Raw genomic sequence first — 14,994 nt, forward strand, 5'->3', positions numbered from 1 at the left:
CATCCAACCCGCGATGCAATCACCTTTCGCCTGGCCTCCCTGCGGGCGCCGGGACGGCGAAGTGCTGACCTTCAGCAAGGAGCTTTCGATGAGCGACGAGACCAAAAGACCGTTTCTGACCCACGCCTCCGGCGCCCCCGTTGCCGATAATGTGAACATCCTGACGGCGGGGCCGCGCGGACCCGCATTGCTGCAGGATGTCTGGCTGATCGAGAAGCTGGCGCATTTTCACCGCGAGGTGATCCCGGAGCGGCGGATGCATGCCAAGGGCGCCGGCGCGCACGGCACCTTCACCGTCACCCACGACATCACGCGCTACACCAAGGCCAGCATGTTCTCGGAGATCGGCAAGCAGACGCCGATGTTCGCGCGGTTCTCGACGGTCGCCGGCGAGCGCGGCGCGGCGGACGCCGAGCGCGACATTCGCGGTTTCGCGCTGAAATTCTACACCGATGAAGGCAATTGGGACGTGGTCGGCAACAACACGCCGGTGTTCTTCTTCCGCGACCCCTTGCGCTTCATCGACCTCAACCACGCCATCAAGCGGCATCCGCGCACGGGGGTGCGCGACCCCGACATGAACTGGGATTTCTGGACGCTGCTGCCGGAAGCGCTGCACCAGGTCACCATCGTCATGAGCGAGCGCGGCATCCCGAAAAGCTTCCGTCACCAGCACGGCTTCGGCAGCCACACCTACAGCATGATCAATGCCGACAATGAGCGCGTCTGGGTGAAATTCCATTTCCGCACCCGGCAGGGCGTTCAGAACCTGACCGATGCCGAGGCCGAGGCGCTGGTCGGCAAGGACCGCGAGAGCCACCAGCGCGACCTGTTCCAGAGCATCGAGCGCGGCGACTTCCCGCGCTGGACGCTGTTTATCCAAGTGATGACGGATGCACAGGCCAAGGCATTCCCGTTCAATCCGTTCGATCTGACCAAGGTGTGGCCCAAGGCGGATTATCCGCTGATCGAGGTCGGGTATTTCGAGCTCAACCGCAATCCGGAGAACTTCTTCGCCGAGGTCGAGCAGGCGGCGTTCACGCCGGCGAATGTCGTGCCCGGCATCGGCTATTCACCTGACAAGATGCTGCAGGCCCGCCTGTTCTCCTATGGCGACGCGCAGCGCTACCGGCTCGGCGTCAACCACCACCAGATCCCGGTCAACGCGCCGAAATGCCCATTCCACAGCTATCACCGCGACGGTGCGATGCGCACCGACGGCAATCTGGGCGCCACGCTGACCTACTGGCCGAACAGCCATGGCGAGTGGACCGATCAGCCGCAGCTGAACGAGCCGCCACTCGAATTGTCAGGCGCGGCCGCGCATTGGGATCATCGCGTGGATGACGACCACTGGCAGCAGCCGGGCGACCTGTTCCGCAAGATGAATGCCGCGCAAAAGCAGGCCCTGTTCGACAACACCGCCCGTCAGGTCGGCAACGCGTCGAAGCACATCCAGGAACGGCACGTCGCGAATTGCAGCAAGGCCGACCCGGCCTACGGCAAGGGCGTCGCGGATGCGCTGGCGAGGTTTGCTGCCGGAGAGCTGTAGCCGGGACGGCCCCCTTCGGCCCCGTCATCCTGAGGTGCCCGCGGAGCGGGCCTCGAAGGATGAATCGGCCAGAAATGGGGCCGTGCATCCTTCGAGGCTCGCAAGAGCTTGCACCTCAGGATGACGGGGACAGCTTAGGCAACTCAGCCAGAAGCGTCAGGTGGTCGATTTCGAACAAGGCGGCGAACTCGGCTCGCCGCCCTCCTCCGCGGCTCAGGTCGGCTTGCCGCGTCCGTTCTTCTCGGCCGCGCGGCGCAGCGCGTCGGCGAGCGCGCCGCCGCCGGACTGCTCCTGCGGCCGGCGCGGAGCCGACGACGTCATCTTGCCGGAGCCGCGGGAGAAATCGCGCGACGGCGCCGCATTGTCCTTCTTCGGCCCGATCTCGTCGTCAAGCCGCAGCGTCAGCGCGATGCGCTTGCGCGCGACCTCGACGTCCAGCACCTTGACCTTGACGATGTCGCCGGGCTTCACCACCTCGCGCGGGTCCTTGATGAAATTCCGCGACATCGCCGAGATGTGCACCAGCCCATCCTGGTGCACGCCGATATCGACGAAGGCGCCGAATGCGGCGACGTTGGTCACGGTGCCCTCGAGGATCATGCCCTTCTTTAGGTCCTTGACCTCCTCGACGCCTTCCTTGAACACCGCCGCCTTGAACGCCGGACGCGGATCGCGGCCGGGCTTTTCCAGCTCGCGCAGAATGTCGGTGACGGTCGGCAATCCGAACGTATCGTCGACGAAGGATTGCGGCTTGAGACCCCGCACCACGTCGGCATTGCCGATCAGCGCCTTGATGTCGCTCTTGGTCGCCTCGAGGATGCGGCGCACTACCGGATAGGCTTCCGGATGCACGCCGGATGAATCGAGCGGATCCTCGCCATTGCTGATACGCAGGAAGCCGGCGCACTGCTCGAACGCCTTCGGGCCGAGCCGCGGCACCTCCTTCAGCGCCTTGCGCGACTTGAACGGGCCGTTGGCATCGCGGTGCTGCACGATACTTTGCGCCAGTCCCTGGCCGATGCCCGACACCCGCGCGAGCAGCGGCACCGAGGCGGTATTGGCATCGACGCCGACCGCGTTCACGCAGTCTTCCACCACGGCATCGAGCGAGCGGGCGAGCTTGGCCTCGCCGAGATCGTGCTGGTATTGGCCGACGCCAATCGCCTTCGGATCGATCTTGACCAGCTCGGCCAAGGGATCCTGCAGGCGCCGCGCGATCGAGACCGCGCCGCGAATGGTGACGTCGAGGTCGGGCAATTCGTTCGAGGCGAAGGCCGAGGCCGAGTAGACCGATGCGCCGGCTTCGGAGACCACGATCTTGGTCATCTTGCGCTCGGGCAGCCGCTTCACGAGCTCGGCGGCGAGCTTGTCGGTCTCGCGCGAGGCGGTGCCGTTGCCGATCGCAATCAGCTCGACGCCATGCTCGATCGCGAGCTTGCCGAGAATGGCGAGCGCCTCATCCCAGCGCCGCTGCGGCTCGTGCGGGAAAATCGCCGTATGCGCCACCACCTTGCCGGTCGCATCGATCACCGCGACCTTGACGCCGGTGCGATACCCGGGATCGAGCCCCATGGTGGCGCGCGCGCCGGCCGGCGCCGCGAGCAAGAGGTCGCGCAGATTCGAGGCGAACACGCGCACCGCCTCGGTCTCGGCCGCCGTCCACAGCCGCAGCCGCAAATCGATGTTGAGGTGGATCTGGATTTTGGTGCGCCAGGCCCAGCGCACCGTCTCGGTCAGCCATTTGTCGCCCTTGCGGCCCTGGTTGGAGATCGCAAAGCGGTTCATGATCTTGAGCTCGTAGAGGCCGGGCTGGCCTACGACCGGCTCCTGCGCCTCCGGCTTGATGGCGAGGTCGAGGATCTCTTCCTTCTCGCCGCGGAACAGCGCCAGGATGCGATGCGACGGCAACTTCGGCAGCGGCTCGGAGAAATCGAAATAGTCCTTGAACTTCTCGCCTTCGGTCTTCTTCCCGGTGCGGACGGTCGAGGCCATGATGCCGTTCGACCACATCTCCTCACGCAGCGCGCCGATCAGGTCGGCATCCTCGGCGAAGCGCTCGACCAGGATCGCGCGCGCGCCGTCGAGCGCCGCGGCGACGTCGGCGACCTGCTTCTCGGCATTGACGAAGGGCGTCGCGGCCTCGTTCGGATCGCTCTCGGGCTGCGTCAGAAGCTGATCGGCGAGCGGCTCGAGGCCGGCCTCCTTGGCGATCTCGGCCTTGGTGCGACGCTTCGGCTTGTACGGCAGATAGATGTCCTCGAGCCGGCCCTTGCTGTCGGCGGCCATGATCTGAGCCTCGAGCGCGGCGTCGAGCTTGCCCTGCTCGCGGATCGAATTGAGCACCGCGGTACGGCGCTCCTCGAGCTCGCGCAAATACGTCAGCCGCTCTTCCAGCGTGCGCAGCTGGGCATCATCAAGCGCGCCGGTGAGCTCCTTGCGGTATCGCGCGATGAACGGCACCGTGGCGCCGCCGTCGAGCAGCGTCACCGCCGCCTCGACCTGTTCGTCGCGAACCCCCAGCTCCTGCGCAATCTGATGATGAATCTTTGCCACGCCTGTCTCTCTGAAATTCCGTTGCGCCGCCGGATCACCGATGGCGCGGAGGTCGCTTATGAACCATCCCGGATTGATTCATCAAGGCGCGCTGTGGATCAAATTGGGCGCGGGCTGCAATCTATTTCCGGGATGTTGGCCGTCCGCGGCTTGACAAATAAACCCGCGCCGAATTGCCGCCGAAAATCGCAGCTCTTGCTTCACTTGACAAATCAGCAAGTAGGCACTCCGCGGCTGCGAACCAGTACGCATAGCCGCCGGCGAGGTTGACGACGGGCCAGTCGCTGCCCCACAGCATCCGCTGCGGCCCGAAACATGCCAGTGCATGATCGACGGCCTCGCTGAGATCGGCAACCTGCCAGTTCGGTGCCGCGTCGGTCGCAAGACCCGAGAGTTTGCAGACCACGTTGGATCGTGTGGCGAGGCTTGCGATGTCGTCCTTCCAGGCCGCGATGTCGCCGGTCGCAAGGTGCGGCTTGCCGAAATGGTCGAGCACGAATTGCAGGTCCGGATGGCGATCGACCACCTGAATGAGCCGCGGCAAATGGCGCGGCAGCACCAGCGCGTCGAAGACCAGGTCATGCCGCGCCATGGCCTCGAGCGGCGCCGCCAGTTCGGGGCGCAGCAGCCAGTCGTCATCGGCGATGTCCTGCACCATCGGCCGCAGACCGACCAGGAGCTCGCGCCCGGCAAACGCGTCGATCCGCGCCGCGGCATCGGCAGCGTCGAAGTCGACCCAGCCGACCACGCCGCGCACCTGCTCGGTCCCTTTGGCGATATCGAGTAGGAATACGGTCTCCGCTTCAGTCGGTGCGGCCTGCACCAGGATGGTGCCTTCAATCCCAGCCGCGGCGAGATGCGGCGCGAGATCGGCCAGGCCGAAGTCGCGGTAGATCGGCCCGCGCTCGGGCGTCAGCCAGCCGTAATCCGCGCGCGCCAGGGTCCAGACATGGTGATGGGCGTCGATCCGCATCATGCCGGCACCGGCGCATGCTGGTCGAGCAGCCCCTCATTCTTCAGGTCGCGCCACAGCGCGGCAGGCACGGGCGACGACAACGCGGCGACGTTGCGCTCGACCTCCTGCGGCGTCTGCGCGCCGAGCACGAGGCTTGCCACCGCCGGATGGCCGAGCGCGAAATGCAGCGCCGCGGTCGGCAGCGCCACGTTGTGGGCGCGGCAGACGCGATCAATCGCCGCCACCTTCCGCATCACGTCCGGCGGCGCATCCTTGTAATTGTACTTGGCGCCGGCAACCGCGCCGGTCGCCAGGATGCCGGAGTTGAAGACGCCACCGAGCATCATGCCGATGCCCTTTGCTTGCGCCAGCGGCAGGAATTCGGCGAGTGCGGGTTGCTCGAGCAGCGAGTAGCGGCCGGCAAGCAGCACAGTGTCGAACGTTCCGGCCTTGGCGAAGCGCACGCACATCTCGGCCTCGTTGACGCCGATCCCGATGCCCTTGACCAGGCGCTCGGAACGCAACTTGTCGAGCGCGACATACGCGCCCTCCATCGCCTCGCGAAACCGCGTCTCGATCGCGTCAGCTCCGTGGGTCCAGACGTCGACGTCGTGGATCAGCAGCAAATCGATGCGATCGGTGCCGAGCCGCAGCAGCGACTGCTCCACCGAGCGCATGGTGCCGTCATAGGAATAGTCGAACACCGCGCGATGCGGCGCGCCGCCGGCGAAATTGGAGCCGTCGCCGCGGCCGTGGAACGGGTCCATCCAGCGCCCGACCTTGGTGCAGACGACGACGTCGTCGCGCGCCACGCGGCGCAGCGCGGTGCCGCTGCGGTGTTCGGCGAGGCCATGGCCGTAGAGCGGCGAGGAATCCAGCAGGTTGACGCCCAGCGCAAACGCCCGCTCCGCTGCTGCGATCGCAGCAGTGTCGTCGAGCCGCGCGAACAGGTCGCCGAGCGGTGCCGTGCCGAAGCCGAGAATGGAGACATCGAGCCCGGTGCGGCCGAGCCTGCGACGTGGCAGTGCCGGGGAGCCTGGATCGGAGGATTGTTGTTGGGTCATTATGGCCTCCCGCCTGCGTTTCTTGTTAGCGCCTCATCAGACTAGCGTCGTTGACCAGGATCGTGAAGGGACCTTGGCGGCCGACGCCGCGGTGTGGTCTCTCATCGCGCAGGCACCACATCGCTAAAATGCAATGCACAGCTTCACGTTGCCTATCGGCGGGAAATAGGCTATGGGAGCGCTCCGCAACTTCAACGCAGGAGGCGACGATGTTCAGGTCTGTGCGCTTCCCGGGTTCGCCGCGCGATATTTGACGCGCGTCCCGGAATCGGATCCCGGGTGAAATCGCAACACCCACACGCAATCGAATCTGCCGCGGGCCTTCGGCTCCGCGCTTGCGGAACTTTTGTCATGACCTCGACGCTTCAGGTGACCTCTCGTCGCGAGGCCACACGCTCCGTGCTGCTCGAACATCAGCTGCGGAGGTATCATCCACACGTTCAGGGAAGGGTCCGCGCGCTGGCCATGCGGCACACGCGTCTTGCGGACCTTGCCGCGAGCTTTCCTGCGCTGTTGTTCGCGCTGGCGGTCCCGCGAGCCGGGATCGCTTCGGCGCGCGCACGCGCATGCGTCATCGACGGCCGCTCGCTCGCGGACGCCGCGGCCGCGGCGGGCATTCCGCTGTGGCTGCGCAGATTGCCGCCGGAAGCATTCACCGCTCCGATCACGGGACTGCCCGATGACGAGCTGTTTCGCCGGCAGATCGCGAACCACCTGCCGCCGTCACCGAAGCTCGCGCCGATCTGGCTGAAATCCGTCGCGGCGGTTGCCGAGCTCGCACATGGACCGGCGGTCTGGATCGCGCGCGAGCTGGTCCGGGCGCCGCCGCGCACCGATCCTGCGCGATTGCGGCTCATCGGCCTGTGGGCGTGGTTCTCCACGCAGCCGGCGACGCTGGGACATACGCTGATCGACCGGAGGTGGACGCCGAGCATGCAGATCGGCTCGGCGCTCGCGGCCGCCGATGCGTGGCGCACGATGATCGCGCTGCATGTCAGCCTCGGCTCGGAGAAGATCGCGGATATGTGGCTGCGGCCGGGCCGCGTTGACGGTTACGACTTCATCCCGCTGAGCTCGACCACGGATATTTCGGAGGAGGCGGAAGCGATGCAGAATTGCCTGCGCACCTACGGTCCCAGCCTCGCCCACAATCGCTCGCGGCTGTGGAGCGTCAGGCGGAGCGGGCAACGCGTCGCCACCCTGAGAGTTGCGGCGCGTTTTGAGGGTCCGTTGCCAGGTATCGCCGAGCTCACCGGTATCCGGAACGCCGAGATGCCGCGCGAGGTCTGGTGGGCAGCGCGCCAATGGCTGCATAGCCACGGCCTGTTGTGGATGGAGGTCGAGCAACGCAGATGGGGCACCGCGCCTCTCGACCGCCCGACCTGGCGCGCGATCTGGCGTCCGTACTGGCTCGCCAGGCGGCAGATTCCGGAATGGCTGCCGCTCGCTCCGTCGCGCAAGGCGCTCAATGCGCTGTGATGCGCATCCGCCACCGCCGCTTCGTTGCTAATCGTCGGCAACAATCTGCTGGGCAAGGTTGTCGACCACCACAGGACTCTCGAAATAGGTGACGATCGGATCGGCGCCATATTTCTCCCGTGCGCGGGCGCGCCACGCATCGGTGTACAGCGCTTCCGCCTCCACTCTCGAGTTCCAGAAATAGATACCGCCGGCCGTCATCCCGCCCTCGGACAGCAAATAGGTCTTTCGGAACAGCCCCTGAATGCCGCGATAGATCGGCGCGGTACTCAGGAAGATGCTGCGGGCTTCCTCGCGCGTGATCGGCTTCGGCAGCTTGAACGTCGTGATTGCGGTAATCATCCGGATCTCCTCGGCTTCATTCTTGACATCATTGTCAATATTGACGATTGTGTCAACAATGACCCGATGGAGTGGATCGAATGGTGGGCGTGCGTCAGTTCGACGAGGACGAGATGATCGCAACCGCGCTAGACGTGTTCTGGCGCAAGGGCCTGCACGATGCGACCATGCAGGATCTCGCGGCCGCGACCGGCGTCCAGCGCGGCAGCCTCTACAACGCCTATGGCGACAAGGAAGCGATCTTCCTGCGCGCCTTCGATCAGTATGCCGCGCAATTCCTGGACGCGGCCGGCAGCGCGCTGGCGCAGGGCGATACCTCGGCGAGACTGAGGGACTTCTTTGACATGATCATCGTCAACATGACGAACGGCACGCCGCAGCGGGGCTGCCTGACGACGCGCACCGCGCTGGACGCTGCCATTTCGAGCGCGGATGTGCGTCAGCGCGTGCTGGACGTGCTCACCCGGCTCGAGCAACTGGTCGGCAAAGCCATCAGCGCGGCGCCGAACAGGCGCAGCACGGCCGATGCAAACCGGCTGGCGCGCGTCATCGTGACGTTCACGCGCGGGCTCGCCGTGATGGAGCGCGCCGGATACAGCCGCAAGCAGTTGAGGGAGTCGGCCACCACATTCATCGAAGCCGTGATTGGCGACGCCTGAGGCGGCGTCCTTGTCGCGGCGACGGCGTCATCGAATGGGAGAAACCAGCACGCAGGAACGGAACGGCGGCTGCCTGTGCGGCGCGGTCCGTTACACGCTCAAGCGCGAACCGCGGAGCATCGCTATATGTCATTGCACACATTGCCAGCGGCAAAGCGGCAGCCTGTTTTCATTCAACCTCGTGATCCGCGAAGCCGACTACCAGCAGTCGGGCGAGACGGTGGTGTTCGTCGACAAGGGCGACAGCGGCCATCCGGTCCATCGTCATTTCTGCGGGCACTGCGGGTCCCCGCTGCTGGCGAAGACCGCATTGATGCCCGGCAAGGTCGTGGTGAAAGCCGGTACGCTCGACAGCATGGAGGGATTGCAGCCGCAAGCCGAGATCTATACCGATCGCGCCGTCGCATGGCTCACGCCGATCCCCGGCGCTGCACGCTTTGCCCGGAACGTGTGACCGGATGCGCCGGTCACGGGCGCAGCGGGAAACGATTCAGCCTAGCCAGGGTTGCCTCCGTTCCGATTGCATCGGAACAGAGGCTCTTGATTTTGCTTTGACGCGTTTTCTTCACGCGAACCGGTATCCGCTTCGCTCGAAAACGCTCTGGCGATCATTGGCCGGCCGGCAGTTCGGCGTAGTTGCCGTCCTTGTCGCGGCGGTACACGACGTAGTCGATCAGGGTGATGTCACCCTTCGGCGTGTAGCTGATCTTGCCGAGCACGGTATCCCAGCTTCCGGCCTTGATGGCCGCAGCGACCTTTTTTGCGTCCGTGGTCTGGGCGCGGGCCGCGGCCTGGCTCCAGATCTGGAACGCGGCATAGCTGTAGAGCGTGTAGCCGTCGGGATCGATGCCCTTGTCCTTGAACTTATTCAAGGTCGCGGCCGCGGTCGCCTTCTTGCGCGGGTCGGGCGAGAAGGTGAACAGCGAGCCTTCGGCAAGCGGACCTGCGATCGCGGCGAACTGCTTGTCGACCAGGGCGTCGCCGCCCATCAGCACAGCATTGACGCCCTGCTCGCGCATCTGGCGCAGGATCAACGCAGCCTCGGCATAATAGCCGGCGACATAGACGAAATCGATCGACTCCTTCTTGAAGCGGGATACCAGAGCGGCAAAATCCTTGTCGCCCTTGGTATAGGCCTCATAGAGCTTTTCCTTCACGCCCGCGGCGTTGATGGCGTTCTTCGTTTCGTCGGCAAGGCCTTTGCCGTAGGTCGTCTTGTCGTGGATGATCGCGACGTTCTTGGTCTTGTAGTTCTTGATAATGTAGGCGGCCGCAACCGTGCCCTGCTGGTCATCCCGGCCGCAGACACGGAACGTGTTCCACAACCCGCGCTCGGTGAATTGCGGATTGGTCGAGCCCGGCGTGATCTGCAGCACATTGCCCTCTGCATAGGCGTCCGACGCAGGGATCGAGGTCGATGAGCAGAAATGCCCAACGACGAACGGAATCCTCGCGCCTGCCATCTTCTCAGCAACCGACACCGCCTGCTTCGGATCGCAGGCATCGTCGCCGACCTCCAGCTTCAGCTTCTTGCCAAGCACGCCACCCGCCGCATTGATATCGGCAATCGCGAGATCAGCACCGTTCTTGAACTGCTGGCCGAAGCTCGCCTCGGAGCCGGTCATCGGCCCGACCACGGCAACACTGATATCCTGTGCCATGGCGGCGCCGGACAAGGCCAGGCTCGCGCCGAGCGCAAGAAAATATCCTCGAAGTGCAAACTTCATCACATTCTCCTCGATGGTCTCAAGTCGCCTCAATGCATCGCAGTCGACGAATCCGCCGATTGCAACGATCACCGGGGGCTGCCTTTTAAGCGCGAGACGATCGGCAGGCTCGGACTGAGGCGACGGGGGATTGGACATATGCGACATCGGGCAACAATGTGAAACACGTTGTCGTGCATTGACGTCTGAAATCGCCCGCAGCGGACGTGATTGGGCGGCGATGTTGTGTGCGCGACAGCACACAGGCTGGCGGAGAGCGCTGTTTGCGACGTCGCCCGAGATCGACCAGATGCCGGACGACGGCGCCGCGCAGCTTGGGCGTCGCGAGCTGGTAGCTGTCGTCAAGCTCCCTGATGTAGAGCGCCAGCAGACGCATCGCCTCGGTGTTCGCGGGCAACGACCGGTTCAGCATGTCCTCGGGATCGCGGACCAGCAGTGCCAGCGCCTTGCGCGGGAGCCTGAGACCGACGAAACGGCTCGGCGAGACCGGGACCACCATGTTGCCCCCTCCGCGCTCGACTCCAGCACGGCCTGCCCCGTGCCCAGCTCGATGTCGCGGCCGCGCTGCGACGCGCGGGCGTTGCCGCTCGTGATGATCGTCAGCACAAGGTCGTCATTGCCGTCGAACAGCTCGCGCGGCCGTGCGATCTTGAGGTTGCTGCACGCCCAGGACACGATCCCGAGCCCAGGCAGCTCGCGCACTTGGCTTCGGCATGGAACGCGCCGACGCTCAGTGGCTCCGGATCGAGCTTCACGATCATCCGCCCGATCTGCTCGCGAAAGATCGGCAAGCGGTCGCGCTCGCCGAAATCCGCGGTCGAGAACCGAAACCCGGCGATATCCGGCGACTGCATCGTCATCGGCCAATCCTCATGGCGGCGGGGGGTCGCCGGTGATATGGGGCCGATTTGTGGCAGCATGACACCGCTCGAGTGCACGGGACCATGCTTACGCGTCGGCACTTTTGCTGCAGACAGGCGATGCTCGCCGGATCATCCTGACGCTATTGCCGGATCTGAAATCGCAACCGAGACCGAAATCGTGCTCGCTCGATATTGCCCGGTGTCGTCATCCCAAGCCGTTACGCGGATTATAATTGACTGACCGGACGGTCAATAGTAATCCAAGCGCACGTCACGCAACCTTCGGCCACCAGAAGCCGCAACGGGAGGTCATCATGGTCAGCGATTTGGTGTTGACCGATATCCGCACCGGATATCGCGTCGTGACGCTCAACGCCTTTCTTGAAAAGCGCGCGACGCGCTTTGTCGGACGAGCCAAAGCTTGAACGTTCGGATTGAACATTCCGCCGTCAAGGCGAGACGCATCATTGATCACAAGTCAGAAGGTCCAATTGCGATGACACAGCCTCAATCCAGTGGTGCACGGACGGCGGGCAACGTCATGAAGCTCGACAGCTTCGTGCGCGGAAAATGGTCCGGCCCGGGCGAACCGGCAGCCGAGATTCACAGTGCCGTCACCGGCGATGTGGTGGCGGTCACCACCAGGAGCGATCTCGACATGCGCGAGATCCTCGCCTATGGCCGCGCGATCGGCGGCAAACATCTCAGAAAGCTGACGTTCCATCAGCGCGCGGGCCTACTGAAGGCGCTGGCCGACTATCTGACCCAGCACAAGGACCGGCTCTACAAACTGTCATTCCACGCAGGCGCAACCCGCACCGACGCAATGATCGACGTCGACGGCGGCATCGGCACGTTGTTCGCCTATGCCGGCAAGGGCCGCCGCGAGCTCCCGAACAGCAAATTCCTGCTCGATGGCAAGGTCGAAGGGCTCTCCAAGGCTGGCGCATTCGCCGGTCAGCATATCGTGACGCCGCTGCACGGCGTCGCAGTGCACATCAACGCATTCAACTTCCCGTGCTGGGGCATGCTGGAGAAGCTGGCGCCGGCGCTGCTGGCCGGCGTGCCCGTCGTGACCAAGCCCGCGACGGTCACCTCCTATGTCGCCCACGAGCTGGTTCGGATCATCACCGAATCCGGCGCGCTGCCCGAAGGCGTGCTGCAATTCATCGTCGGATCGACCGGCGACTTGTTCGACCATCTGACCTGCCAGGACGTCGTGTCCTTCACAGGCTCGGCCGACACGTCGCAAAAACTGCAGCGGCATCCGGTCATCGCGCGCGAAGCGGTCAGGTTCATCGCCGAACGGGATTCGCTGAACGCCGCAATCCTCGCTCCGGACGCCGTGCCGGGAAGTCCGGAGTTCGACCTCTTCGTCAAGGAAGTGGCGAAGGAGATGACGGTCAAGGCCGGCCAGAAATGCACCGCGATCCGTCGCGCGCTGGTGCCGTCGGCACAGCTCGATGCCGTGATCACGGCGCTGCGCGACCGTCTGGCCAAGGTCACGATCGGCAATCCCGAAAACGACAAGGTCAGGATGGGGCCGCTTGTCGGGCTCGGCCAGCGCAGCGATGTGCTTGCCCATGTCGCGAAGCTTCGCGCCGAAGCCGAACTGGTGGCCGGCGATCCCGGCAACTTCGCGCTGCTCGATGCCGATGCGAAGCGCGGCGCCTTCGTTCCGCCGCTGCTGCTGCATTGCGCCAAGCCGCTCGCCGCATCCGCAGTCCACGCGATCGAGGCGTTCGGCCCTGTCAGCACCGTTATGGGTTACGACGGTCTGGAGCAAGCGATCGCGCTGACCAATCGCGGCGGCGGGAGCCTCGTCGCATCCATCTACACGCACGACATCCCGGCTGCGACCGAACTGACATTTGGCATCGGCAGTTTTCACGGCCGCGTCGCGATCATCGACCGCGACTGCGCGAGCGAGCACACCGGACACGGTTCGCCGATGCCGCAGATGGTTCACGGCGGCCCCGGCCGGGCCGGCGGCGGCGAGGAACTGGGCGGCGTCCGCAGCCTCCAGCACTACATGCAGCGCACCGCATTGCAGGGATCGCCGGCGATGCTGAGCGGCGTCACCGGCCGCTGGTTCAAGGGCAGCCCGATGCTCGAAGGCGACCTGCATCCGTTCCGCTATCACTATGACGATCTCGAGATCGGCCGCACGCTGGTCTCGAAGTCGCGGCAGGTCACGCTCGACGACATCGAGCACTTCGCGCATTTCACGGGCGACACCTTCTACGCCCATATGGACGAGGAAGCGACCAAGGGGCATCCCTTCTTCCCGGGCCGCGTCGCGCATGGCTATCTGCTGCTGTCGTTTGCGGCCGGCCTGTTCGTCGATCCCGACTACGGGCCGGTGCTGGCGAATTACGGCCTCGACTCGCTGCGCTTCGTCAAACCCGTCCAGCCCGGCGAACAGATCCAGGTGCGGCTGACGGCGAAGGAGAAGATGCCGCGCAACAAGCAATATGGCGAGGTACGCTGGGACGTCGAGATCACGACCGGCACCGGCGAAACCGCGGCGACCTACGAGCTGCTGACCATGAACGCGATGCGGGGTTAAGAGGCGCGTCAGAGCAACTCGGCCTGTCGGCCGCGGCCGGCCGATTTCGCCCTGCCGCGCGGCCGGGTGGCGCCGGCCGCGGCATCGTCGGCGCCGGCCAGCACGAGCTGCGCGACGAAACCGGCATATTCGGCGCGGGTCATCGGCCCGCCCTCGCGAAACCACATGTAATGCCAGTTCAGCATGCCGAAGACGCTCATCGTCAGCGGCTTGAGCAGGCGCTTGTGCTTCGCCGCCGGCACGGCGGCGGCGAGTGCGTCCGACATGATCCCGACCAGGATCCGCTCGCTTGCGAGCAGCGGCTGCTGCTTGTCCTTCGGCAACAGCTTGAGACTTGAGATCTGGACCTGATGTTCGGCGTCGGCATGCCGGTAGAGCTCGAGCAGGGTCGCAACGATCGTCCTGAAGCGCGCGACCGGATCGCCGGCCTGTGCGCTCGCCTTGCGGACCGCCGCCACCAGCTTCGCGAGGTGCGACGACAGGATATCGAACAGGATCGCTTCCTTGTCGGGATAATAGTGATAGAGCAGCGCCTTCGAAACCCCGCAGGCATCGGCGATGGTGTTCATCGACGTGCCGACATATCCCGATGCGGCAAACAGCTCGGCCGAGCGATGCAGCATCGAGAGGCGCTTGTCGTCATAGTCCTTGGCGCGCGATCGGGCCATGTCTTGTCCGTTTCACCAGGCGGCCGTTCGGCCATCGTCCAGAGATGTCAGTCAATAGTCGCAAGGTTCCGGGACCACAGCCCCGCCTCCGAACCGCTATTTATTGACCATCCGGTCGGACAATTCCATAAGCCCGGCGATCGGGCAACATTGCCCGGAATGAATTTTCCTGGCGCCGCGTCGCGAGAGCATCTCTCTGCTGCAAATCGCCTCGCCATGCGCGTCTGATTGCAAAGTTCGCGGCGCCGCCGAGTTTCGCGCGCGTCCCGAACAGGAGCGTGTTATCGTTCATCGAACGGCTCGGAATGCGAAGGAGGCTCTGGGTGCGGACATCCTCTTGGCTCCACGTCCTTCGTCGCGCGGCCCGCCGGCTGAAGAGATGGCAGCGGCGGCTGGCCCGCGCCGCCAACCCCGACGGCAAGGACATGCACGAACTCTTTCTGTTTGGTCCTCACGGCTGACCGCTCGTTGGCGCGACGCATGCCCAGGCGAGACCGCAGCAGATGTGATCCATCGCCACGCCGACGTCAGTCTGCCCACGCCGCACATGTCGTGCGGCAGGA

General features: G+C 64.9%; 14 protein-coding genes. 5 read left to right on the forward strand and 9 right to left on the reverse strand.

Features of this window, described 5'->3' with window-relative positions:
* Window positions 1-88 precede the first annotated feature (88 nt).
* Entirely contained in the window at window positions 89-1,552 is a 1,464-nt protein-coding gene (locus ACZBJS_RS13010; RefSeq protein ID WP_253589226.1) for a catalase, read from the forward strand.
* A 213-nt stretch (window positions 1,553-1,765) separates the two neighbouring features.
* Here ACZBJS_RS13010 and ACZBJS_RS13015 read toward each other — a convergent pair whose 3' ends face one another.
* The 3 genes from ACZBJS_RS13015 to ACZBJS_RS13025 all read right to left on the reverse strand — a co-directional run bounded on the left by ACZBJS_RS13015 (window position 1,766) and on the right by ACZBJS_RS13025 (window position 6,124).
* Window positions 1,766-4,105: a Tex family protein gene (locus ACZBJS_RS13015; protein ID WP_141340393.1), complete on the reverse strand. Its 2,340-nt coding sequence runs from the start codon at window positions 4,103-4,105 to the stop codon at window positions 1,766-1,768.
* 121 nt (window positions 4,106-4,226) lie between these two features.
* On the reverse strand, window positions 4,227-5,081 hold the full coding sequence (locus ACZBJS_RS13020; RefSeq protein ID WP_316393988.1) for an amidohydrolase family protein: 855 nt from the start codon (window positions 5,079-5,081) through the stop codon (window positions 4,227-4,229).
* Entirely contained in the window at window positions 5,078-6,124 is a 1,047-nt protein-coding gene (locus tag ACZBJS_RS13025) for an aldo/keto reductase (RefSeq protein ID WP_316393987.1), read from the reverse strand. Before ACZBJS_RS13025 ends, ACZBJS_RS13020 begins: the two co-directional genes overlap by 4 nt.
* 465 nt (window positions 6,125-6,589) lie before the next feature.
* On the opposite strand from ACZBJS_RS13025, the gene ACZBJS_RS13030 reads away from it, so the two are divergent.
* Window positions 6,590-7,603: a hypothetical protein gene (locus tag ACZBJS_RS13030; protein WP_463438781.1), complete on the forward strand. Its 1,014-nt coding sequence runs from the start codon at window positions 6,590-6,592 to the stop codon at window positions 7,601-7,603.
* 27 nt (window positions 7,604-7,630) lie between these two features.
* Here the strand turns inward: ACZBJS_RS13030 and ACZBJS_RS13035 are convergent, their stop codons facing one another.
* A complete protein-coding gene (locus ACZBJS_RS13035) occupies window positions 7,631-7,945 on the reverse strand; it encodes a monooxygenase (RefSeq protein ID WP_316393984.1) in 315 nt (104 codons plus the stop codon).
* A gap of 80 nt (window positions 7,946-8,025) precedes the next feature.
* On the opposite strand from ACZBJS_RS13035, the gene ACZBJS_RS13040 reads away from it, so the two are divergent.
* Together ACZBJS_RS13040 and ACZBJS_RS13045 are read left to right on the forward strand one after the other, a co-directional pair.
* On the forward strand, window positions 8,026-8,604 hold the full coding sequence (locus tag ACZBJS_RS13040; RefSeq protein ID WP_316393983.1) for a TetR/AcrR family transcriptional regulator: 579 nt from the start codon (window positions 8,026-8,028) through the stop codon (window positions 8,602-8,604).
* A 34-nt stretch (window positions 8,605-8,638) separates the two neighbouring features.
* Window positions 8,639-9,058, forward strand: a complete 420-nt coding sequence (locus tag ACZBJS_RS13045) for a GFA family protein (RefSeq protein ID WP_463438782.1) — start codon at window positions 8,639-8,641, stop codon at window positions 9,056-9,058.
* Between the two features lie 154 nt (window positions 9,059-9,212).
* On the opposite strand, the gene ACZBJS_RS13050 is transcribed toward ACZBJS_RS13045, so the two are convergent.
* The 4 genes from ACZBJS_RS13050 to ACZBJS_RS13065 form a co-directional block, all read right to left on the reverse strand.
* Window positions 9,213-10,331 (reverse strand): branched-chain amino acid ABC transporter substrate-binding protein, encoded by a 1,119-nt coding sequence (locus ACZBJS_RS13050; protein WP_463438783.1) that lies wholly within the window; start codon window positions 10,329-10,331, stop codon window positions 9,213-9,215.
* A gap of 85 nt (window positions 10,332-10,416) precedes the next feature.
* The gene (locus tag ACZBJS_RS13055) at window positions 10,417-10,830 is read right to left on the reverse strand and encodes a hypothetical protein (RefSeq protein WP_316393979.1); all 414 of its coding nucleotides are present in this window, start codon (window positions 10,828-10,830) and stop codon (window positions 10,417-10,419) included.
* Entirely contained in the window at window positions 10,737-11,033 is a 297-nt protein-coding gene (locus ACZBJS_RS13060) for a hypothetical protein (RefSeq protein ID WP_463438784.1), read from the reverse strand. The genes ACZBJS_RS13055 and ACZBJS_RS13060 overlap by 94 nt, the downstream gene beginning before the upstream one ends.
* A complete protein-coding gene (locus tag ACZBJS_RS13065) occupies window positions 10,931-11,191 on the reverse strand; it encodes a hypothetical protein (RefSeq protein WP_316393978.1) in 261 nt (86 codons plus the stop codon). Before ACZBJS_RS13065 ends, ACZBJS_RS13060 begins: the two co-directional genes overlap by 103 nt.
* 544 nt (window positions 11,192-11,735) lie before the next feature.
* Between ACZBJS_RS13065 and paaZ the strand changes: the two genes are divergently transcribed.
* Window positions 11,736-13,763, forward strand: a complete 2,028-nt coding sequence (paaZ, locus tag ACZBJS_RS13070; protein ID WP_316394124.1) for a phenylacetic acid degradation bifunctional protein PaaZ — start codon at window positions 11,736-11,738, stop codon at window positions 13,761-13,763.
* 8 nt (window positions 13,764-13,771) lie between these two features.
* Here the strand turns inward: paaZ and ACZBJS_RS13075 are convergent, their stop codons facing one another.
* Window positions 13,772-14,431, reverse strand: a complete 660-nt coding sequence (locus ACZBJS_RS13075) for a TetR/AcrR family transcriptional regulator (RefSeq protein WP_168855358.1) — start codon at window positions 14,429-14,431, stop codon at window positions 13,772-13,774.
* Between the last annotated feature and the right edge of the window lie 563 nt (window positions 14,432-14,994).

The organism is Bradyrhizobium sp. KZN70725, from assembly GCF_055264925.1.